Here is a 25,175-nt window from a genome sequence, read left to right as displayed (position 1 = left end):
GGGCCTCTCACTCGACCGCGCCGGTCTTGAAAAACTTCACCGCGACGTCGTTGAACTCGTCGATCGCTTCGTACTGGGGCCAGTGGGCCGAATTCCCCTTCATGAAATAGAGGGTGCTGCCCGGCACCTTCGCCTGGGCGGCTTTCACCGATTCGGTATCGTGGATGGGGTTGTCGTGCGTCCACAGGAACAGCGTCCCCTCGGGCAGCTTCTCCAGCGGAATCAGATAGTCGTCATGGTGCGCGAGAATGTCGTTCAGCAACGGCAGCACCGCGCGGCTTTCCGGGCGCAGGTAGATGCGCAGGCGCAGATCGACCAGTTCGTCGTCCACCAGGTGACGATTGTCCGGATGCATCAGCCAGTGCATGCGGGCCTGCACCGATTCGTAGGTGGGCGTGCTGTCGATGTTGCGTTTGTTCAGCCCGATGAAGGTCTCCAGGTCCTGCTTGCCCTTCTGAGTCACGATCGGGATACCGCCCGCCGTGTTCAGCATGAGGCGCCGCACGCGATGCGGGTTCGCCGCGGCAAAGTGTCCGGACACCCAGCCCCCGAGCGACTCACCCGAGAGGTGAGCCTTTTCGATGCCGAGCGCATCCATCAGTTCGCCAAGCTGCTCCGCAAGCATGACCGGGTTGTATTCGCGAACCGGCTTGCTGGACAGCCCCTGGCCCACATAGTCGAACGCGACGACGTGAAAGTGCGTCGACAACGGCACGATATTCTTCGCATAGGCCTCCAGATGGCCGTTGATGCCATGCTGCAGGATGAGCGTTTCGGCATTGCCTTTCCCGGCCTCGGCGATACGGATCGTACCGAAGTGCTGGGTGTCGACGTAGCGGATTTCCGCGCCGAGCATGTCAAGCCAGAGACTCATGGGTTTTTCCTCGAAAAGAAGCAGAAACGACAACGCCACCCCTGCGGAACCCGCAGGGGTGGCGTTGGAAGACGAAATGAAGGTGTGAAACGGCCGTGCGCCGGCCGGCGCGCGTTACTGCGGCGGCAGGCTCGCGCTCATGTAGGCACGCGCGATCTTCGACCACTGCTCGGTCGTGAAGCGCGTGTATTCCGGATCGTTGCGCAGAAAGCGCCGCATGACCATCCCGCGATAGATACTCTGCGTGATGTTCAGGACGGTTCGCGCCGGCTCTTCCGCCAGCCCGGAACGCAACAACGCGTCCAGCCACGCCTTCTCGATCGGCAGCCGGTGCTTGCGCGAAATCGTGCGGACCTTTTGCCGCAACTCCGGCTCGTGATCGCCGAGATTCAGCAGCGACATCGAGATGATGAAATTCGGCCCAAGATAAAACTTGGCGGAATCCTGCATCAGCGCGTCGAGGAGGTCGTCCTCCGGCTTCAGACCGTCGATCAGCTTCATGCTGGCCTCGGTCGATGCCTCGTAGAGCTTTTGCAGCGCAGCAAGAACCAGCGCCTCCTTGGTCGGGAAATGATGCGACTGCGCCCCGCGCGACACGTTGGCCGTCGCGGCGACCTGTTCGACCCGGAATCCCGCATAGCCTTTGCTCGTCAGCTCGCTGACCGCCGCCTCCAGTATCCGCGCACGCATCTCCTCGCGTCGCTCTGCCTGGCTGCGACGTCGTTCTGGCACTTTCTTTGTCATCGTAACGTGTTGAGTCGGCTGAAACCGGCATTACACTACCCCACACGACGACCTCGCGGCAAGCGCCGACACCGGGCGGACGCATCGTCGGCGCCATCGACCCGCCATATCCGGACTTCATGACAGGGTCCCCCAGGCGGGTGACGGAAACGCGGCTTCCGGCGCGATGGCCTCTGGATCGCCTGCCGTCAGGTATTCCCACAACCGCTCGAACACCGCGCCCGAGCTGACCTGGCGCACCGCCACCTCATCGCGGGTCAGGCACGCCGACTCCGCGTCTTGCGCGCCTGCCATGGCGCGCACGAGCGTCTCGACGCGCGCCGCCTCCTCCAGGCACCACGCGAAACCGGCGGCCAGTTCGATGTTCGGCCCGACGGCGATGGCGCCGTTCGCCCGCATGACCAGAGACGGGGCATCGCCCAGATGCGCTGCCAGTTGCGCGGCAAGCGCATCGTCACGCAGCAGCCGAGGGTCGTCCCAGAACCTGCAGGCCGCGTTGAACGCCCCAACCCCGTGCCGCGCGCTGGGCACGATGCGCAACGTCGACAGCGCGACCACATTGGGCGGCATCACACGACACACGCCGCCGACGTCCTCGCGCATCCGGTAGATCTGCTGATGGATACGCACTTCCCCGAGCACGCCCGGCGGCAACGGCGCATCGATCCGGACGATCGTGCCGGGTTCATGCTGGCCGATGCATCCCATCGGTCGCGACGCGCAAACGAGAAACGACGTGTCGTCGATCCGTGCGCTGCAGTGCCCCCACGCCTGTACGAGACCGTGGCGCGCGAGCGCGCGTGCTGCCACGCGTACCCGGCGCTGGAGGACGGAGAGATCGACGCCGCTCATAACGCGTGTGCTCCGGCGTCGACGAACACCCGACCGCCATCGATCTTCACCGGCCAGCTACGGATCGCGTGCTCGCACGGCATCGCGCACGGCGCGCCGCTACGAACGTCGAACCGGCCGAAGTGCCAGCTGCATTCGACTTCATATCCGTCGAGCGACCCGTCCTCGGACAACGACGCCTCCCCATGCGAGCAGATGTCGTCGGTCACGTAGAACGCTCCGTTGACGTGATAGATCGCCACGGCGTGCCCGGACGGCAGCGTGCCGCGGCGGATTTCACCGTCGGCCACTTCGTCCGACGCACAGAGTTCGACCATTTCAGTTGTCGTGTTCATTCCGATCCTCACAACATTGCGCTGCCGCCGTTGACACTGATTACCTGACCGGTGACGAACGCCGCCTCCGGCAACGCCAGATAACCCACCATCGAAGCCACTTCGTCGACCTCCCCTACCCGGCCGATCGGAATCACGTCCACGAACCGTTGGGCGAGGTCCGGATTCGACTGCTTCACTTTCACCCACGCGTCCGTATTCACCGCGCAAGGCGCCACCGTGTTCACGGTGATGCCGTTCAACGCGAACTCGCGCGCCAGGCCCGTCGTCAATGCATGCACGCCGCCCTTTGCCGCGTTGTATCCCGCGTGATCGGGCAGGCCGTTGCGAACCGAGTCGGCACCGATGTTGACGATCCGGCCGTACGCCGCGGCGACCATGTCCGGCAGAAACACGCGGCTGCACCAGATCGCCGTCCACAGGTTCCTGTCGATGGTTGCCTTCAGCGTCTCGGGCGTGTGCTCGAGGAACGGGCGGATGACACCGCCGCCGGCACAATTGACGAGGATCTGCGCGGGCCCGAAGCGCTTCGTGACGGCGCGATGCAACGATTGCACGCTGCGCTCCCTGGACAGATCCGCCGCATGCGCGGCAATCGCGTTGCCGTACGACTTCGCGAGGCGTTCACAACTGGCTGCCAGCCCTTCGCGATCGAGATCCGACACCATGACCTTCGCGCCCAGTCGCAGCAACCGCTCGGCAATGCCCAACCCGATGCCGTGAGCGCCGCCGGTGACTACCGCGACATATTCATCCAGACTGTTCTGTTTGTTTTTCATCACGCTCAACCGATCACCTTCTGAATCGTCGACACCGATGCCTCTTCTCCTGCGCACTCGATCGGACCGCTGCGGCCGAACTGGCCGTCCGGCACCGCGCCCCACACGTCGAGCGACTCGGGTACGGGCTCCATGTAGCGCGGTGGCCGGGCGCCGTGTTCCGCGAATTCCTCCATGCCAAAGCTGTACTCCACGGTGATCCCGTCCGGATCGAGGAAGTAGAAGAAGATGCTGTCGGACGGCGGATGCCTGCCCGGGCCGAACACCACCTTCACGTCGTGCTTCTTGATCCGGTAGAGCGCCTTGCCGATGTCGTCGATATCCGTCACCATGAAATTCACGTGATGGAAATGATTGCTGCTCGCCGGCCCGACCGCGAACGTGTGATGAAACGGATTCGGATGACAGCGCATGAACGCGATGCGATCTTCGATCAGATCCGAAACCCGGAATCCGAAATCGCTCACGAGCGAATCCCGGCTCGCGGCGAAATTCTCGGAGCCGATCACCACGTGGCCGATGCGGGCGATCTTCGCGACCGTCGGCACGAACGGTTTGCCCATATGCGTGTTGCCGACGAACAGCTCGAACAGCAATCCGCTATGGCGTTCCCGCACCCGGAATCCCGGGCCCTGCTTCATCTGCCTGGATTCCTCCTGCGGCACCCAGGCCGGCGCCATCTCGAGCCGCTCGAAATGGTCGAACGCTGCCCGGACGTCGCTTTCCTGCTCCAGTTCGAAACCCACCCGCTTGAGCCCATGTTCCGGCGACTCGCACAGGAGCATGCTGTGATGATCCCGGCCGCAGCGCAGATACGCGACACCCGCGCTCCGTTGCATCAGCTCGAGACCGACGATGTCCGTATAAAACGCGATGGAGCGGTCGAGGTTCGTGACGTTGAGCGCGGCGTAGCCAAGTTTCTTGTAGCGGAAAGGAAGCGTGATATCCATGATTGGCCTCGCTCAGAGAATGATGCTCACCCGCCCGTGCGGGCGCAGCGCTTCGAGATCCAGAAAACAGCGCTTTTCCACGATCCGCAACTGTCCGTCGACACGTCGCAGGCGATAGTGCGTGCTCCCGACATACGCATCGTTGCTGCCGAACTTGATCCGGTAGGTCACGAAAGCGGCCGCGACCTTGATCTCGTCCGGACCGGCGTCGAGGATGCGGACGTTGCCGACCAGATGCCGGGTGCGCGAGCGCGGATATTCGGAGTGAGCGGTTTTCTTCATCAGCCGAATCACCCGCTCGCGCAGCCGCACCGGATCATCGGCGATGTAGAACAGGCTGTCGTCCGCGCTTGCAGTGCGCGGCAGATCGGTCGACGGCACATAGTAGGTGCCGTCGTCGGTGAACAGCGACAACCAGTCGTGGAGCTGCCACGTATCGAGCAGCTCTGCCTCGTGAAACAGCAGGTCCTCGACTTCGACTCGCGTCACGTACTCCGCGAAGTCGCGGGACGACGGGATACGCACCGGTTCCTTTTCGATCGTGATGGCGTTCATGTGCGTGTCCTCAGGCTGCGGTTTCCGCCGAACGTTGATCGGCATTCGGCTTCGACGGGGACGAAGCGCTGATGTACTGGTTCCAGCGCGTCCAGAACGCACGCATCTGCAACTCGTCGTCGTAGTTGGGCGACGCCTTGCCCATTCCCTTGGAGATATCGCTCCACGGCACGAGGCGATAGTTGTTGAATCCGTTCTGGCACGACTCCAGCGCTTCGACGTCGTCCGGCGTGGCAAACCCGCCCGGTCCGAGGAATTCGAGGAAGTTGCTGAGCCGGAATTTCTTCGCCCAGTCGGATTCTTCGTTGGGTGCGAGTGACCAGCCGTTGACCAGCATGTAGTTCGGCGCCTGCGGATAGAACGTCCGCACCGTGATCGCCATGATGTCGTTGATGACGAGATTCGGAAAGATCAGCAGGTTGCGGTTCTTGTGCGCCATACGATCGGCCATCTCCTCGCCGTGCAGTTCGACGAGGCGCGCATAGATTCCGTCGATCTCCTTCTTGCCATCCTCGCCCCACAGCGGTACCCAGGATGCAATCGGGCGCCCCCACGGCGCGGTGTACTCGAGCACCGCGTGACCGTTGCCGAGGTCGTAGCTCGTCCCTTCGAGCTTCGTGCTCGACAGGCTACCGTTGGTGTTCTTCAGATAATCGAGGTAGGTCGCGTGCGTACTGACCGCGTGATAACCGTCCACGCTGTTTTCCACCAGCAGCTTCCAGTTCGCACGAATCGCATACTCCTGCGTGCCGCTGGAAATCGCCATGCCGCTCTCCGAATACTTCGACACCAGGTCGAGGTATTCCTTCGCACCCGCCAGATAGTCGGGCAGCGGTTCCACGTCTGCATTGAAGCTGACGAAACAGAAGCCGGCGTAGATATCGAACTTCGGCACGGGGACGAGGTTGCCTGCGCCACTCGCGATGAAGTCCGCGCAATAGCGCTCCTTACCCGGCTGGCTCTTCAGGTTGCCGTCGCAACCGAACACCCAGCCGTGGTAGAAGCACTGGAAGTTCTTCGAGTTGCCGGAACGATCTCGACAGACCGTCGCACCGCGGTGCGGACACGTGTTGAAGAACGCGTTGATGCTGTTGTTCGTGCCCATGGTCACCAGCAGATTGCGACGCGCGATCGTCCGGGTGACGAAGTCGCCGGGCTTTTTGAACTCCGATACGTGCCCGACATAGAGCCAGCACGTGTCGAAGATCTTCTCGTATTCGTCGAACAGAATCTGCTCGCTGACAAATGTCTCCCGGGCCACCCGGAACTGGAGATTCGTCTCGTCGATCTCCATCCACTTCGTCTCACTCGTCATGTTCTTATCCTCTCGATTTGGATCGCGTGCACTCAAAGCACGCAATTACGTAACGGGATGCCCGAATCGGCGAGGTGCCGCGGGTCCACTCGATCTCCCTGTTTCACCCAGCGGCGAGCGACCGCCATGTCCTTGGGCGAATTGACGGACGAACAGCCGGTGACGTGACCGCCTTCGTCCAGCCAGAAAATACTGAAGGCGTCTCCGTTTTCGTCGCCCCGGATGACGCGCGTCCCGCATGTCGCATTCCCGACAACCTGAAGATTCGTCCGCCCCTGGTCGGACCAGAACCACACCGGCGATTCGTAACGCACGGACTCGCCCAGCAGATTCCTGACCACGTTCAGCGAATGATCCCGAGCGTTGGCCCACGTCTCGATCCGTCCAAACGCGCTGCCGGCCGGCTGCGAAGCAATATCGCCCGCCGCGAAAATGCCGTCGATGGCGGTCTGACCGTATGCATCCACCCGCACGCCCGCGGCATCGGTGATGCCAAGGTCGTCGAAACCGCCAGTGTTCGGCGTGACGCCGATCCCGGCCACCAAGGTGTGCGCGGCGACCAAGCTGCCGTCAGACAACGTCAGACGGCCGTCCTCGAATGGCCCCGTTACCTGTACCCGATAGCGGACATCCACGCCTGCGCGTGCATGGACCCTGTCGAGGTAACGCGATACCACCTCGTCCACACTTCTCGACATCAGTCGATCCGCACTCTCTATCACGGTCACCTGGCATCCCAGCGCGCGCGCCGCCGCGGCAACTTCCAGCCCGATGACGCCGCCGCCCACGATCGCGATGGGCTCGCCGCCTTCCAGGTCCACCCGCAGCTTGCGGGCATCTTCGACCGTACGCAGATAACGCACCCGGGCGGGGTCGGCGACCGTCGCCGGCAACTGCCGGGGATTCACGCCGGTCGCGATGACCAACCGGTCGAACGCGACCGCGCCCCCGTCGTCCAGCAAGACCCGACGCAGGCTCGCGTCGGTCCGGACAACCTTGCGGCCGAGGCTGAGCTGAATCCCATGCCGCTCAAATTCGGCATGCGCCTTGATCAACCGGAGTTCGGCCGACGCCGGCTGCAGCATCTCCTTCGACAGTTGCGGCCGTTCGTAAGGAAGATGCGACTCCTCTCCAATCAACGCGATCTCGCCGTCGAAACCCCGCTCGCGCAGACCGAATGCAACCGTCGCCCCGGCCTGACCTGCTCCCGCGATCACAATCCTCTTGATCCTTTCGTTCATCACGATTCCGTCTGAATGCGTCCGTCTTCCTCAACTCACAACATACAAACAGACTAGCCCGTCTGTTTTTTTGCAATTGTTGTGCGGCAGCGTGTTTGTGTCAACTCGGGATGGCCATATTTCGCTGCTGCGATGCAGCAGCACGAGCGCCCCGCTCAAGCGCGCCCGCTCCCGGTCGACCTGCCCAGGCGAGTCAACGAACAAGGGTCAAGCCCGCCCGGTACGCGAACGTCAAGCGCCGCTGCAGGCCCAGATCGCGACAATCGTGCCGCACACGCCCCACATCCAGGCCTCGAATGCGATACGCCACGGCAGCGGTGCCGCCTTGATCTCCATAAAGTGCAACAGCACGGCGCGCCCCTTGATCGCCGCAATGAACATGATGGCCACAACCGCCGTCAATCCGTTGGCCAGACCATGATGCTCTGCAAGAAAACCGCTGCAAAGCGTCGCCACCATCAAGAACAACCACACGAAGAATGCCCGGGCCGAAGTCGTATGCGCCTGCTCCATCATTGCGCTCCTACCAGATAAAGCATCGGGAAAATAACGATCCAGAGCAGATCGACCATATGCCAGTACAGTGCGCCCGCCTCGATCCACTCAAACAACGGCCCGTCATGCACCGGCTCGCGAGCCGCCCTGAACCAGAGCGTCGCAAGAATGATCATTCCGGCGACAAAGTGGATGAAATGCGCACCTGTCAGCACGAAATAGAACATGAAGAAGTCGTTGGTCAGCATACTGATGCCATGGGAAAACTTGTCGAAGTATTCAGTCAGCTTCGTCACCCCGAAACCGGCACCGACCAACATGGCCAACAGCAACCAACGCCTGGCCTGACCCACCTGCGCGCGCCGCGCGGCGTTGACCGCAAATGCCACGAACATGCCGCTCGTCATCAAGATCAACGTATTGAGCAGACCGAGTCCGATATTCAAACTGCGGGACGAGACGTCAAACAGTTCGAGCTGACCGCGCCGCTCGATCATGAACGCCACGAAGAACGCACCGAATATCGCAATATCGGCGATGATGAAGAACAAGATGCCGGGCACCGGCGCGGGCCGGGCATCTTGTCGCGGGGCTTCGACCGTTGCGTCTGCCGAAGCCGGGGAACCAAGACTAGTCATATCGACCCACCGTGCAATGAGGTCATGCGTTCGACAGACGCGCACCGACCGATTGGCGCGCGACGTTTCCTGCCAGCTTCAATCGATCCGCGCGCTCCTGCTCGAGCCGCGGCACGGCCTTGAAGACATAAAACGTGATCAGCAGGATGTAGCCGAACCACACGAGGAACTCGACCCAGAAATTCAACCATCCCTGTCGAGCAAACAGCCCCGTCTTGAACACCGGCATCATCAACTCGAAGAGAAAACTCAGGCCGGCCCAGATCGAATACCAGCAGGCCCAGCGAGGAAACAGCGGCTTCGCACGCCGGTCCGTCAGGCCGGCCATCCCGATCGCGACCATCGGAATGGTGGTGATCGCATAGAACATGTCGATCAACAGCCAGCCCATGTCATAGAGCATCTGCAGCGTGACCGGCGACAGTACGTCGGGACGATACGCCCCCGTCAACCAGAAGACCGACGATGTCACCAGGGGCACGACCGTCAGGCCGCCGCCCCACATCTGCAAGGTCGAAAGGACATCGTTTTCCTCCGGATTGAGCCGTTTCATCACGTTGGTGATCGACAAGGTCCACGGCAAATACAGCACGCCGAAGAGCATCGCGCCAGCCATGCCGGCACGCACTTCGTTGTAGTGATGGCGGAAGAAATCAGCCATCTGTTCCGGTGTTCGATCGGCCGGGATCGGCGGAATGTTGTATCCGAGCATGCCCCAGCACAGCAGGAACGCGGCCAGAAAAATCGGCCCGCACAGTGCACAAAGCCGCCAGTACCGGAAATATGCGCGATTGCTCATCGTTGAATCCATCATCTCTCTCCTTCGTGCTGGTTGTGTTGCTTTAACAAAGAAGTACTGCTAATCACATTCCTTGAATACGCCGGCTCACCAATGAACTTATGCTCGCCCCATCAGGCGGTTCGCAGCCAGCTCACCGCTCAACACGGCCGCTTCGACGCCCGCATGGGCGAAATAATCGCCGGCCAGATAGATGCCCTTCGGCATTTCGCCGTGCAGCGAGTTCAGCATTGCATAGTGTCCGGGGCCTGCGATCGAAAGACCGCGCTTGTAGCGGAACAGATGAACGAATGTCGGCTCCGGCGCCGCACCGAAAACTTCCGTTACCGCGGTCACCGCCTCGCGCTTGATGTCGTCATCCGTCATGTGTTCCAGCGGCGGCGTGTAGAAGTAGACACCCACCGCCTCGCCGCCAGGCGGAACCGCATTCGGGTGGCGTTTGCTCTGCAGGACGCAGGCGCCCCAGTTTCGAAGATCGTTGGCAGGCAACGCAACGCTCACCGGGAAGTTCGGCCATGGATTATTCGCGTAGCAGACTTGAACGTGCGCGTACTCGGAATACAGGCATTTTCTGAGTTTCCCGGTCGACTGTTCCGACACCACGCCCTCGAGCAGGTCGGCCGATACGCCGGGCTCCGACGCGAGAATGACCGCATCGACGGTGTAAAGCTCGTTGTTCGACGCGATCGTGTAGTTCCGATCGTTCTTGTAGATCCCCCTCACCGGGCTGGACAGACGGAGATCGACGCCCGAAGCCCCTTCAATGAGCCAGTCGCAAATCTGCCCCACGCCTTTGGGCGGAACTTGCAGCGAGAGTTTGTAAAACTGCTGGATGATGGCCTGATACAGCGGCGTCGACAGCCAATTCATCGGCACCGCATACAGGAATCCCATATAGGGAACCGTAATGTAGTGATGCCCCTTCTTCCCGAGCACACGCAAGGACCAGTTCTCCAGGTGCTCGCCGTTGTCATGCTTGGCCAGCTCTGCACCGTCAAAGCAGGATTTCGGCCCCGGGGACAGCAGTTGTTTCAGGACGCCCAGACCGATCCGGAGCTTGTCGAGCGTACTGAAGACAGGCAGCTTCAGGAAACTCAGTACCTGATCGAAATCCACGGTGTAGCGCTGCCTGTCCCAATCGACGACATGGGTCTTGGCGTCCCATGCGACCAATTCGCCGTGACGGCCCAGTTCCTTGAGGATCGCATTCGTTCGCGGATAGATGCCTCCCATCAGGAACAATGCGCCGGAGCCGAGATTGAATCCGTCTCGATGGACCTGGCTCGTTCGCCCGCCGACATGATCCTGGCTTTCGAACAACACGGTCTCATGCCCATGCTTTCGCAACGTATATGCGGCGGTGCATCCAGCCGGGCCGCCACCAATGACTGCAACCTTCACAATTGTTCCTCCCATTTGCTACGACGCCCCGAATTCACTGAAACGGGGTCGCCAGGCTTACATTCGAACCGCTTCATGCTCTCCGCTCGCGTTCACAGTCAAACGTGAAGCCGGCCAGGACAACGGAAAGCGCACCTGGATATCCTCGACCACCCTTCTCGCGACTTCCGCGCAAGCAGCCGTCCCCCCCGATCCCCACGGCTTGACGCCATCCCCCACGTTCCAGAGATTGCCCACCGGCGTCTGGCTGGGCAGGTCGTAGCCGGTAACGGCGCGCTGCGCGGGCCATTCATGCGCGGTGACGTCGACGGCGACGATCCTGGCGTTGTCGAAGCCGGGGAAATGCTCACGAAGGTCATCGAACAGCAGTGCCGTTTCCTTCTCCACGTCGAACTGTCCGCAAGGTGGTCGCGGTACCGATGCACCGCAATACAGGTGCCATCCAGGCGGTGCGCGCCTGAGCTCCGGAGCGCTGAAATTCGCCGCATACACCATGCGTCTTGTCTTTGCGAACAACGCCAGCCCCGGAAAATGCGCAAGCGGTTGTCGGCTGGCGAAGTGGACCGTGATGATTGCGGCAGGATGAGTCGCATCGCGAACCGATTGCACGTAGCCGCGCGGAAACTGCGCCTCTTCTGCCAGCAGCGCTGTCTGCAGCGGACCGATATTGCTGACGACGGCGTTGCAGGGAACCGTCGTCGATCGTCCGCCCCTCTCGATCACGACGGCATCGACCAGGCCCGTGGCAGAGAACTCGAGTGCCTTCACGGAAGCATCGAGCCAGACCTCGCCGCCCTTCGACACAATCAGATCGACCAACGGCTTCCACACCTCGATCGTTCCGCCGGGCGGCAGTCCGAACTTCCTGAACGCGGTGTCCTTTGTGAAGTAATGCAGAAAGACGTCCGCCTGGAATATCGTGCTATTCGCGGCAAACATCGCGCCTACCGCGTTATCGATCAGGCCATGAACAGCCGGGCTGCGGGTAAACCGGTTCAACCATTCGGAAAGCGACTGCCCCTTCTTGGGAGCAAGCCACGGGATGAGGCCCGTCATCGCCGCCATTGCCTTTGGCCCCGCATTCCGCAGCCACCCGCCGATGCCTTCCGACAGGTTGATGTCTTTCCCGTTCGCGCGCAGAACAGTCGATGCACGCCGGGGAATATGGAGATCGAGCGCAAGCCCCAGATCCTCGTAGGTCTTCGCAACGGCACCGTCCACTTCGATGATCAGTGCGCCCGTATTGCACAGGAAGCCGTCGACTTCCCGCGTCGACGCCCGTCCCCCCACGCGATCGAGCGATTCGACAAGCAGCGTTCTATAACCCAGATGGGCGAGTCGAGCAGCCGCACATATCCCGCCCGCTCCCGCACCAATCACGACGACATCGAAACCCGAAGATTCAGCTTGCATAGATCACTCATCAAATAACGTGCGATGCGACACTAGAACCGCTGTGTATAGGAACACGCGACGTGAAACATCGAATCGGTCACAGAAATCGGCACGCTGCTCCCGGTGTTCCCGCTGCTGGCTACGCGCTTGGGCAGCGAATAGCCCAGCGCGAAGTCGATCGTCCCGCCTCGATTGAACGTATAGGCGCCCCCCGCCGTGATGCTCGTGGTCGGTGTCGAAGGAATGATGGCGAGCAATCCGGAACCCGGCGCCGCCTCCTGCGCATAGTGGAAACCGCCACGGAAAGTCCAGTTCGCGTTGTATCGGTATTGCGCCCCAATGGAGAACACGTTGGTGTCCCTGTAGTTCAGCGGAAGCGCCAAGGAAATGCCCTTGCCTGATCCATCCTGGGTGAACCCGACTCGCAAACTGCTCATGACATCGCGCCAGAACACGCGCTGATAGTCCGCCGCGACCGTGAGCCGATCCGACAGGTCCTGGCTGATACCGACCGTGAACGAAGCAGGCAACTGAAAATCGGCGATGCGTACCGTACCGCCGATCGGAATATTGCCGGCAGAAGCACTGACGGCGGTAACCTGCGCACTCCCGGTCAGGTCGCTGACGTGCGTCTTGAATTGGTACGCGAGCCCCAGCCTTGTCCTTGGCGTAGCCTGATAGGTCAACCCGAGCTTGCCGCTCACGCCCCAGCCATCGGCCGCGCCGCCGGCGATCTTGCCGTTGCTGAATTGCAGTTGAGCGCCTGAAAGACCCGGAATGCTCATCAACGACGACAACAATCCTCCCGAGAGTCTTCCCTGGGCCCCAAGCACGCCGAGTTGCGAAGCATCGAACAACAAGCCCATATTCGCCGCGATCAGGACAGCCTCCACTGCCCCGCCGACGGTCAGCTTGTCGGTCACTTGATACGCCATTGAAAAGGGAATTTTCAATGCCATGAGACGGGAAAAATTATCCAGCCCCGTGTCTACGCCATTTGTCGTCGTTCGGGAAAGAAAGCTGCCTGTGCCATATTCGGTCCCGACACCAGACGACGCAAACACGCCAATGCCCAGTGCATAACGCCGATATCGCCACAAGTAGGCCAGCTCGGGCGCATAGTAGGGTCCGTTATTCCTGCCGCGCGTATGGGAGTCTGCGATCTCCCCGGTCGCTTCATTTTTTGCCTTGACGTTAGCCGTGATCACCCCGGCACCGAGCTCGCCATAGCTTCCTTCGTTCATGAGCCCGAGGGTGGCCGGATTCACCATCATGCCGGGCAGACCGACATTGCTGGCCGCGGCCACGCCACCCATCGCGAGCGAACTGGCGCCGATGGCACTGATATTGAATGCGTCCTGAGCCCACACGGTCCCGCTCGAACATTGGGCGATCAGACATCCTGCCGCCAAGGCAGCACGTGCTCCCGTCATGCTTTGTCTCCGATCTTTTATATCTCTTGTCTCGTTGCGCGGCGTGATCGCTGCGCTCAACCGCACTTCATTTCAATCACCTGCCAATTGATACGGATTCCATAACGTATCGAATTTACTTATGTCTTGCGGATTGGCGTTCAACGTGTCCCGCTATCGGTGAACTTGTCGTAGAACACCTTGTCGACCGGAATGCCATATCGGCCGAGCGCGGGAATCGCCGCGTCAATCATCAGCGGCGGGCCACAAAGGTAACCCTCGGCCCCACTGCAGAACCCGGCTTCGATGTGGTCGGTGACCAGCCCTCGTGCGCCACGCCAGTCGCTGTCGATCGGTTCGTGCGACAGCACCGGAATGAACCGAAAGCTGCCTTGCCAGTGCGCGGCGATGTTCTCGATAGCGTCCAGCTGGTACAGATCCGCCTGCGTCCGCGCGCCGAACAAAAGCGTGCAGTCGCGCCTGATGCGGTTTCCCCTTGCATGTTCAAGCACGCTCATCAACGGCGCGAGGCCACTGCCGCCGGCGACGCACACCATCGGAGCCTCACCGCCGCGCAAATGGAAAGTGCCCAAAGGCCCTTCCATTTCCAGCGATGTCCCGTCCAGTTGTCCGCTGAACAGCGCCTCGGTGAACTCGCCGCCCGGAACCTTGCGGATATAGAACTCCAGTGTCGTCCTGCCTTTGCGTTGCGGCGCATTCGCGAAAGAGTAGGATCGCGCTCTGCCTCCGCCCGCCTTGCGCAGATTCGCGTACTGGCCCGCCGCATAGTTGATCGCACGATCCGTCTGCACCGTGACCTTCAGGATGTCGTGCGTGAGCGGCTCGCTTGCGACGATGGTCGCGGCATATTGTTCCGCAGGCCGCAGATCGACCGCAGCCGCTTCGATCTCCACGACGGTGAGTTCGTCGCGCGGAAACGCCTGGCACGCCAGGATGTATCCCGCGTCGAGCTCCTGCTTGGACAGCGTGTAGCCGAACGGTGTCGCCTCTCGAACCCGCCCCTGCTTCAGGCGAGTCTTGCAGGACGCGCATGTGCCAACCGTGCAATCGTGCGGATAGGCGACGCCTTGGGCCAGCGCAGCCTCCAGCAGCGTCTGTCCTTGCCCGATCTCGATCGTCGCGTCCTGGGGCAGAATCCGCAATTGCCTGGGCTTCGATTTGCCAAATGCCGCTTTCAGAAAGTCTCGCATCAAACACCACTGATCTTTTGGGTCGCCGGCCACACCGGGCGTCGAAACGACAGTCCGACCAGGATGAGCACAACGACGATGGAAATGATCGCGAATACCAAACCGGGAACCAGTCCGATGAAGGACGCGAGATTCGCGTCTCCCAGCCGGTTATTGCCGAAGGTAAGCGCACGGTTGGGCGCAAACAGCGCGGCCCCGTAGAAGAGCGTGTTCGCCCAGCCCGTCCCGACCATGAGCCATCCGAGACGGCGCCCGAGCCAGGGTTCGACGCCGAGCACGGGCAGCGTCAGCGCCACCAGAACGATCAGAAAGGCGTTCAGCAATTGACCGATGTGGAATCGAACCCACGCGGCACTGCTTCCTGGCAGGTGAACCGACACGAGCCGGCCCGGCCACGGTTCCAGCCCGCCGATCAGGCTCACCAGCAACCCGATCCCGGCCAGCATGCCGATCAACAGAATCAGCATGCCGTGCCCGATCATTTGCCGCTGCAGGTCTCTCGTCTGGCTCTGCACAAGTTGGGGGGTCATCGTCACGGGTAGTCTCCGTTCAGTACGCGCTCAGCTGCCGGCCCATGCCGTCGTGGTCGGCTTGCCCGGCTTGGTCGGCGGTTCGTCAAACCAGTCCTCCCACCCAACGCTCCGGTTCTGCTCCATCGCGAGGCGACGCTCTGCCGGTGACGCAAACTCGTTATCCCAACGACGCAGCGCCGGCTTGATGATTCGGCTGTACCACAACGGGGGAATGAACCCCGAAAGGAAGCAGACGATAATGCTCGGCATGATGATCGCCTGCCTGTCCGGCACCAGCTTGTAGTACGGGAGGTAGGAATTCAGGTGGTGCTCGGCGTGATTGGTGATCTCGAACGCGTACAACCGGGAAAGCGTGCCGTAGTGATTCCACACGTGCCGCTTCTCGATGGGGGTACCGACGACCCGGGTCTGACCGAAGTGCTGGTAATAGTTGAATGCCTCCACCCAGAAACGCGCGATCACCATGGCGATGAAACACAGGCCTGCTGCCTTGACGCCGCCGATTGCATGGATGATGCCGACGAACACCACGACGGCGAGGATCGCTCGCCACACGGAGTGACGGATCGACCAGCGCGAGTGGCCGCGCTTCTCGAGCGTGTCGGCGTCGAGCTTGAGTTCGAGACGGGTCGATTCCCACATCGACCGGATGACGAAGCGGTACAGGGTCGCTCCGCGACGCGCGGTGTCGACGTCCTCGGCGGTACCGACATCACGGTGATGGCCGACCACGTGCACTTCCATGCGCATGCAGTCGAGAAACGCGATCTGCCCATAGCGCCCGACGAAACGGGCGAGACGCCCGCGCGAGTGATAGAGTTCGTGCGTCGCCGGTACGCCCGGCACCACCGACAGCCAGGCCAGACCTGCGACACCACCCGCCATCTGCAGGGCAGTCAGGGCGTGATGCCCGATCGACCATGCAAACACGAAGTACATGACGGGTAACAGAAGCGTCGCAATCCAGACCGGCAGATAGGCCCAGAAGTGACTCTTCATCCGGCGCTCCGACAGGTCGAGCGGTAGCAGCGCGTCAAGCATCGCGATGGCCGGAAACGCACCGATCGCAATCCACGTCAAGTCGCCTCCCCGATAAAAACCCCAGATCGCCAACGCCTGCACGAACGGTGCAAAGTAGTACTTAATGTATTCCCACATGATCGGTCTCCTCAACCGCCCAAACACAATGCCCGGAAATCGGTTATCGACTAGTCGTCCAGCAACGCGCAAACCGTCTTCGTTTCGGTATACGCAGCCAGGCCCTCTTCCGATACTTCACGCCCCCAGCCGGACTGCTTGAACCCGCCGAACGGCGCGGCTGGGTCGATGACGCCGTGACAGTTGATCCATACCGACCCCGCCTGCAACCGGTGAGCCACGCGATGTGCCTTCTTGATGTCACGCGTCCAGATGTTCGCCGCCAGCCCATACGCCGTATCGTTCGCGAGGCGGATCGCCTCGGCCTCGTCCTTGAAGCGGATGACGCTGACGACCGGCCCGAAGATCTCCTCCTGCACGATCTTCATCGATTGATCTGCATCGGCAAACACGGTCGGCTGCACGAAGTAGCCCTTGTCGCCCACCTTCTGGCCGCCGCACACGAGGCTCGCGCCTTGTTCGATGCCGGACTGAACGTAACCCAGCACGCGCTCCTGCTGCTTGCGCGACACCAGCGGGCCGAGCATCGTGTCGGCGGCCTGGCCGTTGCCGACCTTGAACTGCGCCGCGACCGCGGCGATCGCCTCGACCACGCGATCGTAGACGCTGTCCTGCACGAACAGCCGGCTCGCGGCAAAGCAGATCTGACCTGAGTTGAAGAACACCGCGAGCGCGGCGCCGAGCGCGACCTGATCGAGGTCCGCATCGTCGAAGACGATGCTCGGCGATTTCCCGCCGAGTTCCAGCGTCACGCGCTTCATGTTGCCGAGCGAGTACTCGACGATCTTCTTGCCCACCGCCGTCGACCCGGTGAAGGTGATCTTGTCGACGTCCGGGTGACGCGCCAGTGCCTCGCCCGCCTCATGGCCATAACCGTTGACGATGTTCAGCGCGCCTTCGGGCAATCCTGCTTCGAGGCACAACTCGGCCAGCCGAAGCGTGCTGAGCGGCGTCAGCTCGGTAGGCTTCAGAACCATCGTGCAACCCGCGGCCAACGCGGATGCAATCTTCCAGGCCCCCAGCGCGAGCGGGTAATTCCATGGCGTGATCGCACCGACCACCCCGACCGGCTCGCGACGCGTATACGTGTGGTATTCCTTTCCGTCGAACGAGATCGGCGGCGTCGAGCCACTCAGCTTCGAGCACCATCCGCCCATGTAGCGAAACACGTCAACCGTCGACGGAAGATCGATGACCTTCGCGAACGAGATCGCCTTGCCGGTGTCCACCGACTCCAGCCAGACCAGCTCGTCGGCATGTTCCTCGATCTTGCGAGCGATGTTTTCCAGAATCCGGCCGCGGTCGATCGGACGGATCTTGCGCCACGCGGCGGACTCGAATGTGGTTCGCGCAACCTTCACGGCAGCGTCGATGTCCTCCTGTTGGCCGCGAGGCACTTCCGCGATGATCTCTTCGGTCGCGGGGTTCTCGACGGTGATCGACTGGCCGGAAAGCGCATCCTTCCACTGGCCGCCAATCAAGTTCTTGTTCCTGAGACGGGTCGGGTCCGCAACGTGCGGCACATTTGCATTCATGGCGTTAGCTCTGCGATGGATTGCTGTAGTGAACCTCCGAGAGACGATCAGAGACTCATGAAAATGCCGCCGTCCACGACGACGTTCTGGCCGTTGATGTAAGACGCTTCGTCGCTGGCAAGCCAGAGCGCCGCGCCGGCAATGTCGTCAGGCTGCTGCGGGCGCTCGATCGTTCGCATCTGCGAAGCCACCCCTTCGAATTGCTCATGCTGGCCGGCGTTGGCGATCGCGTTCGCCGAATGGGTGTAGCCGGGCGAGATCGAGTTGACCAGGATCCGGCTCTTCGTGGCCGCGAATTCGCGTGCCATCGCACGGGTCATTGCCGCGACAGCGCCCTTGCTCGACACGTAATGCAGCATGAACGGAACGCCGACATGCGCGATGACCGAAGCGATATTGATGATTCGGCCGCCGCCACCTTCGCGCATCGCCGCCGCTACCGCGTTCGTGCACAGCCACGGGCCCTTGACGTTCACCGCATAGAGTCGATCCCAGTCCTCGACCGGAATCGCTTCCATCGGGATGCCGTTGAGTCCGGTGAAGATGCCGGCGTTGTTGACCAGCACGTCGATTTTCCCGAACTGCTCCACTGCCGCGGCTGCCATCTGCCGGACGCTGTCCGGATCGGCCACGTTCGCGTGAACGCCGAGCGCAACGCCCGGGCCGAATTCGGCGGCGGCCGCTTCCGCCCCCTTCACGTCGGCGATCACGATCTTCGCGCCTTCAGCGGCATACTTCTTCGCGATCGCGTTGCCGATACCGGTGGCCGCACCCGTTATGATTGCCACCTTGCCTTCAAGTCTCATCGTCTCGCTCCAGTTTGATTCAATAAAACAGACAGACTGAGCTGTCTTTTTTGTGCCAGATAGTGCCGCTTCAAGATGTCTCGGGATTCGGAGAACGGGGATGGTCCGGCTCCCAACCCATCCGCAACCGCCGGGAGGATTCGATGGTTCGCACCATCGATATCCGCCGTTTCGTTGCAGAACGATTAAAGCCTTGTCTTCGATCGACATCCCCATCCCAAAGGACGGGTATGGACCTAGGAAAAACCCGGGGCCCTGAAGTCGTGACGCGCGGTCAGAATCTGACCAGCGGCGCACAAGCGGCAGATCTCGCCCGCGGTTTTGTGCATCGCAAAATGGCGAGACCGTCCGGCAGTTGAACGGGGTTCCCGACCGGCTGACCCGCATCCATCCCATACGCGGCAACCACGTCAATGTCGTACGCCTGGAAGCACTGAACTCGATGAACTGGAACAATTGGTCCCGTGGACGGCTTGCGCCCCCTGATTTCGGCTTCGAGCGCGTGCCGACCCGCGCGTTTGCGCTGCTACGCGCCCGGGCACTTCCCCGCCTCACGGTAGTCACGGCACCGCCCGGTTACGGGAAAACGGTCCTGTTGAGTGCAATCTACCGCTGGCTGCGCTCCGGCGACGAGCGTTGCCTTTGGCTTTCGCTCGACGAGCGGGAGCGAGATGTCCGCTCCGTCCTGGCGCTCCTTCGACAGGCCCTGACGGACGCGTCGCAAACGACAGACGACCGGCATGCGCAGCCGGCCGGTCCGGTCGCGGACCCGGTCGACATTCTTGATCCGAATCACGCGCTGGAGGCAATCGTCGGCGACCTGCGCCAGCTGCGCGGGCGCACGATCCTGTTCATCGACAACCTCGATGTGTGCATCGATCCGATGGTTTCCGCCTTCATCGAACGCTTGACGTTTCATCGCGTGCCGGATGTGCGCCTGGTCGTCTCCAGCGTGCGTAACCTCCCGATCGATTTCGTCCGGATGAAACTCGAGGTGGATGGTCTGTTGCTCGGGCCCGACCAACTCGGTTTCAACCGCGACGAGACGAGACAACTGTTCTCGTTGTCGGGATTCGCGGGGCTAGACGACAGGGCGGTTCAGGAGATCCATGCGCACACCGAGGGGTGGCCGGCGGCAGTGCGCCTGGCCCAGGTTCTGATGTCGGAGCAACGGCAGTTTCCGTGCGACCCGGCTTCAGCGCACTTTCCGCCAACGCCGCTGCGCGATTTCAACGGCGACCAGAAAGACATTTCCCGCGTGCTCACCGAACGCGTCCTGTCCATCATCGATCCCGCACGGGTGAACTTCCTGATGGAGGTCGCGCTCGTGCGCGAATTCAACGTGGAGCTGGCGGAGTTCATCACCGGCAATCCCAACGCTCGCGACTGGCTGGACGACCTGCTGCAGCGTAACCTGCTGATCTTTTCGATCGGCGTCGGCCGTCGATGGTTTCGCTTGCACACGCTGCTTCGCGAGTACCTGCTGCAGGAAGCGAAAGACCGCCTGTCCCCCGCGCGCCGGTCCGAGGTATTGAAGAATGCGGCCCGCTGGTACGAGGATCGCAAGGACTACGTGTCGGCGTTGGGGAGCGCACTCGAGGCGCCGGACGTAAAGCGGGCCGAAAGTCTGATCGGACGCATCGCGCGGCACGTTGCGGCAGACTGCGGGCAAATGTCGTTGTTCGTGGAGTGGACTGAGAAATTGCTCAGTCTCGGCGGCGATTTGCCGGTTCAGGCACAAGGTTGGTATGTCTGGGCGTTGTGCCATCTGATGCAGTATGAAAAAGCGGGATCCGCGCTGGAAATGCTGGATCGGCGAATGTCGGAAGATCCCGCCCCGCCTTCGGCCGCACTCGAAACCGCCGATCTCTCATTCCTGAGAATCGTGCTGGCGGTATCGACGGATGCACTGGACGCCGCTCACGACGAGGCGCTGGCGTGGCTGAACGACACCGGGCACTACGACCCCCTTCAGGTCGGCACCGTGACGGCAGTGGCGGCCCTGGCCGCCCTGGATCGCGGGGATCTGGCCGAAAGCGAGCGGCACCTGGACGCTGCGGACGGCGCGATCGAACGATCGCACAGCATCTTCCTGCGCGCATGGATCGGCATTTTGCGCGCGGCCCTCGCACTGTCTCGCGCACGACCGGATCTCGCCGACCGGATCCTGGGCAACGTGCGAGCCCGCGTCCTGTCTGAAATCGGGGAAAGCTCTCCCGTGCTGGCCATCATCGATAGCGTGCATGCCCGTGCGCTGACCGATCAAGGCAAGTTTGCCGACGCACGCGTGCCGCTCGAGCGCAGCATGCAGCCCGCCAATCATTTCGGCGTGCCCATGACCACCGAACTCGGGCTCGGCGCGTGCGTGGCCATGAAGCCGGATGGCGAAATCGCCGACACGGCCGATTCATCCCTCGACGAAATTGCGCGCCGGTACGCACCGCGCATCATGACTCTATTGTCGGCACAACGCATCCGGCGGCGCCTGCATGCCGGCATCGAAGCCGAGACCGATTCAATCGAACTCGCCGGCCGGGTCATTCAGTCCGGCAACCGGACGCACGCGACAGGGATGCGCGAGCGCAGCGACTGGTTGCTCGTCGGTATCGAGCTGGCCATTGCGAAAGGTCTTTTCAAACAGGCCCATGACACGATCGATGCCGCCATGCGACTCGCCACCACGCAAGGGCGCACCAGCGATCGCGTGTCCCTCCTGCTCGCATCGATGGATGCCTATGCCCGCGCAGGAAGAAAGCGGGAAGCGACACGAGCACTGTCACGCGCAATCGGTCTGGCACACACCGGCTCGCTCGTCTATCCGTTCATCCTGTATCAACGAGCCGTCGGCAAGCTTGTCGCCAAAGCGAGTGCCCGCGATTTCGCGTTGATTCGCCCCGCCGAAATCGATTTTCTCGACCGGCTTCACGCCATTTGCGGTCAATCGCAAAGCGATGAAGACGGCGACGCTACCCGCGCCTTCAATTCGGCAGCCGGGCCCGTCGATGTGGTCCAGCCCCTCACCTTGCGCGAAACGCAACTCCTGCGTCTCGTCAACGAAGGACTGAGCAACCAGACGCTGGCAGACCAGCTTTCGCTCAGCCTCCCCACTGTCAAATGGCACCTCAGGAACCTCTACGGCAAGCTTGGTGTACGAAACCGCTCTGCGGCGCTCGCCAAAGCGCGCGCCTATGGGCTGTTGAACTGATTCGGGCAAGCCTTCAAAAAAGAAACAGACTATACTGTTTATTTTTTGAAGGTTGCATCACAATCCTCCAGGATGTTCCCGATCAATCGCATTGTCTGAGGTATCGATGAGTCACTGGATCACGCTGGTGAGCACACATGGGCCGATGAATGGATGGTCCGCCGAACCGGACGACAAGCCGGTCGGCGGAATCGTGCTGGTGCATGAAATATTCGGCGTCAACGCCGACATGCGCAACATCGCCGAAAGGTACGCCGCCGAAGGATATCTGACGGTCGTGCCCGCGCTGTTCGACCAGGTCGAGCGAGAAGTCGAACTGGACGACTATGCTGCCGACGACCACCTGCGCGGAAACACGCTCGCAGCGACACTCGGCGTCGACACCGCGGCCGAACTCGTCGCGACCGCCGCTGACGCGATCGGTCACGCAGGCGAGATTGCAATCGTTGGATACGGCTGGGGAGGCGCGGTTGCGCTCGCCGCAGCCCGCAAGATGTCGTTACCGTGCGTCGTGTACTACAGCGTGCCGACGCCCGTGTCGCCTCAGGACGGAACCGGACCGGTGCTGGCGCATTGCGGCACGCTGGACCCGCAAGGTCCGTCCTCACAGCCTGCCTCCGTTGACGATGGTTCCGCGTCCGTACAGATTCGCCTTTACCCGACCGGAGACGGATTCGATCGCGAAGGAGACCCTCTTCATTACCATGAGGAGAGCGCTTCGCAGGCCTTCGGACACACCGTCGAGTTCCTCGGCCGGCACCTGCGTGTACGAGGTCACTGACACGCGCGATCGGTCGCCCTGGTCGGCGAGCAAACCTGCATTGCGGCATCAAGGAGAAATCGGGGCCGGGCGCGAATGCGTCGCGCCCGGCCCCCAAGGTACAAGATCAGCGCAACTCGGGAAAATCTTCTTCCCAATACTCGTCCGCGAATCGCCCGGTTCCTGACTCGCGCTCCATTTCCAGCCGCCGCAATTCGACACGGCGAATTTTGCCCGAGATGGTCTTCGGCAAATCGCTGAACTGGAGTCGCCGAATCCGCTTGTATGGTGCAAGCTTTTCGCGCGAGAAGCGAAATACCTCACGAGCGAGATCGGGGCCGGCATCGTAACCGTGGCGCACCATGACGAACGCCTTCGGCACCGACAGGCGCAGCGGGTCGGCACTTGGCACCACGGCCGCCTCCGCGATCGCCTCGTGCTCGATCAGCACGCTCTCCAGCTCGAAAGGACTCAGCCGGTAGTCGGATGACTTGAACACGTCGTCCGCACGACCGACGTACACGTAATAGCCATCGTCAAGACGCAGTGCAACGTCCGACGTGTGGTACAAGCCATTGCGCATCGCATGCGCGGTCGCCTGCTCGTTGTTCGCATAGCCGGTCATCAAGCCGGCCGGACGCTGCTCGAGAGGCAACGCAATTTCGCCTTCGCTCGCGGGCTGGTCGTCGGCATCGACAAGTTCGATACGGTACCCGGGCAACGGCCGCCCCATCGATCCGTTGACGACGGGCTGGCCCGGAGAATTACCGATCTGGCAGGTCGTCTCGGTCTGGCCGAAGCCGTCGCGGATCGTGACGTTCCATGCATGCCGCACCCGCTCGATGATCTCCGGATTCAGCGGTTCGCCCGCACCGACGATCTCACGCAGCTTCACCGGATACGACGCAAGCGGCTCTTGCACCATCATCCGCCAGACGGTCGGCGGCGCACAGAGCGTCGTGACCCCACAACGAACGAGTACATCCAGCGTCTCTTTCGGTACGAAGCGCGCATAGTTGTAGACGAACACGCACGCCTGCGCATTCCACGGTGCAAAGAAGCAGCTCCACGCGTGCTTCGCCCAGCCCGGCGAGCTGATGTTCCAGTGCACGTCACCCGGCTGCAAACCGATCCAGTACATCGTCGAGAGGTGTCCGACCGGATAGCTTTGATGCGTATGCTCGACGAGTTTCGGCTTCGACGTCGTGCCCGACGTGAAGTACAGCAGCAATGGATCGGTCGCCTTCGTCGGACCATCCGGTTCGAACGAGGCGCTCGCATCATATGCGTGGCCGAAGTCGATCCAGCCACGTGCTGCGCCCGGCGCAGCGCCGACCGCGATGAACGTCATGTCGGCATCGAGCGCCTCGAACTTCCCGAGTTCCGCCGCATCGACAACGACGAAACGCGCCCCGGCCACGTCCACCCGCTCGCGAACATCGTCCGGGGACAGTTGCGTCGTCGCAGGCAGCACGACGGCACCGAGCTTCATCGCGGCCAGCATCACGTCCCAGAGTTCGACGCGATTCGGCAGCATCAGCAGCAGCCTGTCTCCACGTGTCACCCCCAGCCCTCGGAGGAAGTTGGCCACGCGCGACGAGCGCTCGGCCATCTGCGCAAACGTGAACGTGTTGCCCGGCCCGGCCGGATCGTCGACGATCCATAACGCCGGGTTGTCATTACGCTCGGCCATCACGTCGAAATAGTCGAGCGCCCAGTTGAATGTTTCAAGTTCAGGCCAGGTGAACTCGGAATACGCGCGCTCGTAGTTGGTGCGATGCTGCAGCAGCAGATCGCGCGCGTCGAGAAAAGCCTGCGCGGAAGGAGTAAATCGTGTCATCGCTGTCTCACTCAGTGCGGTCGCACACTTTGTTATCTGCTTCAGTTATCGTTGAGCATTGCCGGTGGTCATGTCATCGCCGCCGCACAATCGTCATGCGCTGTGCTTCGATCGGTACCTCGTGGGTCCGCTGCGGCGAAAACGGCACTTGATCGCGTCATCCGGCAAGTCACCGTCGTGCATCTGCAGCGCGGTCGATGTTCCGCTCGACATGCACTGCATTCCTGTCATTCTTGTCAATGCGCGGTTGCGAAACGCAGAGCGCCGTTCCGCGATACCGTTACCGAGTGTATTGGCTTGGATTTCCACGGCGTAGAGACGAAAAAACCCATCTCATATGCA

The 25,175-nt window shown here is 61.8% G+C and carries 23 protein-coding genes; 2 read left to right on the top strand and 21 right to left on the bottom strand.

Going from position 1 to position 25,175, the window contains the following annotated elements; genetic code table 11:
- Positions 1 to 7 precede the first annotated feature (7 nt).
- The 20 genes from G3N61_RS03290 to G3N61_RS03195 form a co-directional block, all read right to left on the bottom strand.
- The gene (locus G3N61_RS03290) at positions 8 to 913 is read right to left on the bottom strand and encodes an alpha/beta fold hydrolase (protein WP_205821549.1); all 906 of its coding nucleotides are present in this window, start codon (positions 911 to 913) and stop codon (positions 8 to 10) included.
- 75 nt (positions 914 to 988) lie between these two features.
- A complete protein-coding gene (locus tag G3N61_RS03285) occupies positions 989 to 1,564 on the bottom strand; it encodes a TetR/AcrR family transcriptional regulator (protein WP_174957569.1) in 576 nt (191 codons plus the stop codon).
- Between the two features lie 171 nt (positions 1,565 to 1,735).
- The gene (locus G3N61_RS03280) at positions 1,736 to 2,470 is read right to left on the bottom strand and encodes a class II aldolase/adducin family protein (RefSeq protein WP_089454197.1); all 735 of its coding nucleotides are present in this window, start codon (positions 2,468 to 2,470) and stop codon (positions 1,736 to 1,738) included.
- Positions 2,467 to 2,805, bottom strand: a complete 339-nt coding sequence (locus tag G3N61_RS03275; RefSeq protein WP_043185595.1) for a non-heme iron oxygenase ferredoxin subunit — start codon at positions 2,803 to 2,805, stop codon at positions 2,467 to 2,469. Before G3N61_RS03275 ends, G3N61_RS03280 begins: the two co-directional genes overlap by 4 nt.
- 8 nt (positions 2,806 to 2,813) lie before the next feature.
- Positions 2,814 to 3,689 (bottom strand): SDR family oxidoreductase, encoded by an 876-nt coding sequence (locus tag G3N61_RS03270; protein WP_346778540.1) that lies wholly within the window; start codon positions 3,687 to 3,689, stop codon positions 2,814 to 2,816.
- Positions 3,590 to 4,534 (bottom strand): VOC family protein, encoded by a 945-nt coding sequence (locus G3N61_RS03265; protein WP_205821547.1) that lies wholly within the window; start codon positions 4,532 to 4,534, stop codon positions 3,590 to 3,592. The genes G3N61_RS03270 and G3N61_RS03265 overlap by 100 nt, the downstream gene beginning before the upstream one ends.
- Positions 4,535 to 4,546: 12 nt before the next feature.
- A complete protein-coding gene (locus tag G3N61_RS03260) occupies positions 4,547 to 5,089 on the bottom strand; it encodes an aromatic-ring-hydroxylating dioxygenase subunit beta (RefSeq protein ID WP_089454264.1) in 543 nt (180 codons plus the stop codon).
- A gap of 10 nt (positions 5,090 to 5,099) precedes the next feature.
- Entirely contained in the window at positions 5,100 to 6,404 is a 1,305-nt protein-coding gene (locus G3N61_RS03255; protein WP_205821546.1) for an aromatic ring-hydroxylating dioxygenase subunit alpha, read from the bottom strand.
- A 32-nt stretch (positions 6,405 to 6,436) separates the two neighbouring features.
- Positions 6,437 to 7,645 carry an FAD-dependent oxidoreductase gene (locus G3N61_RS03250; protein WP_205821545.1) on the bottom strand — a complete coding sequence of 403 codons (1,209 nt, stop codon included), beginning with the start codon at positions 7,643 to 7,645 and terminating at the stop codon, positions 6,437 to 6,439.
- 231 nt (positions 7,646 to 7,876) lie between these two features.
- A complete protein-coding gene (locus G3N61_RS03245) occupies positions 7,877 to 8,158 on the bottom strand; it encodes a cytochrome C oxidase subunit IV family protein (RefSeq protein ID WP_089454193.1) in 282 nt (93 codons plus the stop codon).
- Positions 8,158 to 8,778, bottom strand: a complete 621-nt coding sequence (locus G3N61_RS03240) for a cytochrome c oxidase subunit 3 (RefSeq protein ID WP_205821543.1) — start codon at positions 8,776 to 8,778, stop codon at positions 8,158 to 8,160. Before G3N61_RS03240 ends, G3N61_RS03245 begins: the two co-directional genes overlap by 1 nt.
- A gap of 22 nt (positions 8,779 to 8,800) precedes the next feature.
- Positions 8,801 to 9,577: a hypothetical protein gene (locus G3N61_RS03235; RefSeq protein ID WP_143331204.1), complete on the bottom strand. Its 777-nt coding sequence runs from the start codon at positions 9,575 to 9,577 to the stop codon at positions 8,801 to 8,803.
- Between the two features lie 99 nt (positions 9,578 to 9,676).
- A complete protein-coding gene (locus tag G3N61_RS03230; RefSeq protein ID WP_301767313.1) occupies positions 9,677 to 10,978 on the bottom strand; it encodes an FAD-dependent oxidoreductase in 1,302 nt (433 codons plus the stop codon).
- Positions 10,979 to 11,035: 57 nt separating this feature from the next.
- The gene (locus tag G3N61_RS03225; protein ID WP_205821541.1) at positions 11,036 to 12,391 is read right to left on the bottom strand and encodes an FAD-dependent oxidoreductase; all 1,356 of its coding nucleotides are present in this window, start codon (positions 12,389 to 12,391) and stop codon (positions 11,036 to 11,038) included.
- Positions 12,392 to 12,423: 32 nt separating this feature from the next.
- A complete protein-coding gene (locus G3N61_RS03220) occupies positions 12,424 to 13,806 on the bottom strand; it encodes an outer membrane protein transport protein (RefSeq protein ID WP_051890063.1) in 1,383 nt (460 codons plus the stop codon).
- A gap of 140 nt (positions 13,807 to 13,946) precedes the next feature.
- Positions 13,947 to 14,996 (bottom strand): 2Fe-2S iron-sulfur cluster-binding protein, encoded by a 1,050-nt coding sequence (locus G3N61_RS03215; protein WP_205821539.1) that lies wholly within the window; start codon positions 14,994 to 14,996, stop codon positions 13,947 to 13,949.
- Entirely contained in the window at positions 14,996 to 15,532 is a 537-nt protein-coding gene (locus tag G3N61_RS03210; protein WP_205821537.1) for a hypothetical protein, read from the bottom strand. The genes G3N61_RS03215 and G3N61_RS03210 overlap by 1 nt, the downstream gene beginning before the upstream one ends.
- Positions 15,533 to 15,556: 24 nt before the next feature.
- Positions 15,557 to 16,687 (bottom strand): alkane 1-monooxygenase, encoded by a 1,131-nt coding sequence (locus G3N61_RS03205; protein WP_205821535.1) that lies wholly within the window; start codon positions 16,685 to 16,687, stop codon positions 15,557 to 15,559.
- A 50-nt stretch (positions 16,688 to 16,737) separates the two neighbouring features.
- Positions 16,738 to 18,168, bottom strand: a complete 1,431-nt coding sequence (locus G3N61_RS03200) for an aldehyde dehydrogenase family protein (protein WP_241017538.1) — start codon at positions 18,166 to 18,168, stop codon at positions 16,738 to 16,740.
- Positions 18,169 to 18,269: 101 nt separating this feature from the next.
- A complete protein-coding gene (locus G3N61_RS03195; RefSeq protein ID WP_205821532.1) occupies positions 18,270 to 19,238 on the bottom strand; it encodes a glucose 1-dehydrogenase in 969 nt (322 codons plus the stop codon).
- Between the two features lie 145 nt (positions 19,239 to 19,383).
- Here G3N61_RS03195 and G3N61_RS03190 point away from each other — a divergent pair, with 145 nt between their 5' ends.
- Both G3N61_RS03190 and G3N61_RS03185 read left to right on the top strand, forming a co-directional pair.
- The gene (locus G3N61_RS03190; RefSeq protein WP_205821530.1) at positions 19,384 to 22,233 is read left to right on the top strand and encodes a LuxR C-terminal-related transcriptional regulator; all 2,850 of its coding nucleotides are present in this window, start codon (positions 19,384 to 19,386) and stop codon (positions 22,231 to 22,233) included.
- A gap of 106 nt (positions 22,234 to 22,339) precedes the next feature.
- On the top strand, positions 22,340 to 23,014 hold the full coding sequence (locus G3N61_RS03185; protein WP_205821528.1) for a dienelactone hydrolase family protein: 675 nt from the start codon (positions 22,340 to 22,342) through the stop codon (positions 23,012 to 23,014).
- A 106-nt stretch (positions 23,015 to 23,120) separates the two neighbouring features.
- Here the strand turns inward: G3N61_RS03185 and G3N61_RS03180 are convergent, their stop codons facing one another.
- Complete coding sequence (locus G3N61_RS03180) at positions 23,121 to 24,833, bottom strand: AMP-binding protein (RefSeq protein WP_205821526.1); 1,713 nt, start codon at positions 24,831 to 24,833, stop codon at positions 23,121 to 23,123.
- Positions 24,834 to 25,175: the final 342 nt, after the last annotated feature.

It is taken from the genome of Burkholderia sp. Ac-20349 (genome assembly GCF_017104865.1).
GTDB lineage: Bacteria > Pseudomonadota > Gammaproteobacteria > Burkholderiales > Burkholderiaceae > Burkholderia > Burkholderia aenigmatica.
Note: the sequence above shows the minus strand (reverse complement) of the source record. Positions and strands in the feature narration are given on the sequence as shown.

What these genes read in the sequence shown, in the direction of transcription:
- G3N61_RS03215 (WP_205821539.1), bottom strand. Translation starts at nt 14,996, where the DNA reads ATGCGAGACTTTCTGAAAGCGGCATTTGGCAAATCGAAGCCCAGGCAA.
- G3N61_RS03285 (WP_174957569.1), bottom strand. Translation starts at nt 1,564, where the DNA reads ATGCGTGCGCGGATACTGGAGGCGGCGGTCAGCGAGCTGACGAGCAAA.
- G3N61_RS03275 (WP_043185595.1), bottom strand. Translation starts at nt 2,805, where the DNA reads ATGAACACGACAACTGAAATGGTCGAACTCTGTGCGTCGGACGAAGTG.
- G3N61_RS03260 (WP_089454264.1), bottom strand. Translation starts at nt 5,089, where the DNA reads ATGAACGCCATCACGATCGAAAAGGAACCGGTGCGTATCCCGTCGTCC.
- G3N61_RS03250 (WP_205821545.1), bottom strand. Translation starts at nt 7,645, where the DNA reads ATGAACGAAAGGATCAAGAGGATTGTGATCGCGGGAGCAGGTCAGGCC.
- G3N61_RS03180 (WP_205821526.1), bottom strand. Translation starts at nt 24,833, where the DNA reads ATGACACGATTTACTCCTTCCGCGCAGGCTTTTCTCGACGCGCGCGAT.
- G3N61_RS03240 (WP_205821543.1), bottom strand. Translation starts at nt 8,778, where the DNA reads ATGACTAGTCTTGGTTCCCCGGCTTCGGCAGACGCAACGGTCGAAGCC.
- G3N61_RS03235 (WP_143331204.1), bottom strand. Translation starts at nt 9,577, where the DNA reads ATGAGCAATCGCGCATATTTCCGGTACTGGCGGCTTTGTGCACTGTGC.
- G3N61_RS03195 (WP_205821532.1), bottom strand. Translation starts at nt 19,238, where the DNA reads ATGTCGATCGAAGACAAGGCTTTAATCGTTCTGCAACGAAACGGCGGA.
- G3N61_RS03225 (WP_205821541.1), bottom strand. Translation starts at nt 12,391, where the DNA reads ATGCAAGCTGAATCTTCGGGTTTCGATGTCGTCGTGATTGGTGCGGGA.
- G3N61_RS03245 (WP_089454193.1), bottom strand. Translation starts at nt 8,158, where the DNA reads ATGGAGCAGGCGCATACGACTTCGGCCCGGGCATTCTTCGTGTGGTTG.
- G3N61_RS03185 (WP_205821528.1), top strand. Translation starts at nt 22,340, where the DNA reads ATGAGTCACTGGATCACGCTGGTGAGCACACATGGGCCGATGAATGGA.
- G3N61_RS03205 (WP_205821535.1), bottom strand. Translation starts at nt 16,687, where the DNA reads ATGTGGGAATACATTAAGTACTACTTTGCACCGTTCGTGCAGGCGTTG.
- G3N61_RS03220 (WP_051890063.1), bottom strand. Translation starts at nt 13,806, where the DNA reads ATGACGGGAGCACGTGCTGCCTTGGCGGCAGGATGTCTGATCGCCCAA.
- G3N61_RS03265 (WP_205821547.1), bottom strand. Translation starts at nt 4,534, where the DNA reads ATGGATATCACGCTTCCTTTCCGCTACAAGAAACTTGGCTACGCCGCG.
- G3N61_RS03280 (WP_089454197.1), bottom strand. Translation starts at nt 2,470, where the DNA reads ATGAGCGGCGTCGATCTCTCCGTCCTCCAGCGCCGGGTACGCGTGGCA.
- G3N61_RS03255 (WP_205821546.1), bottom strand. Translation starts at nt 6,404, where the DNA reads ATGACGAGTGAGACGAAGTGGATGGAGATCGACGAGACGAATCTCCAG.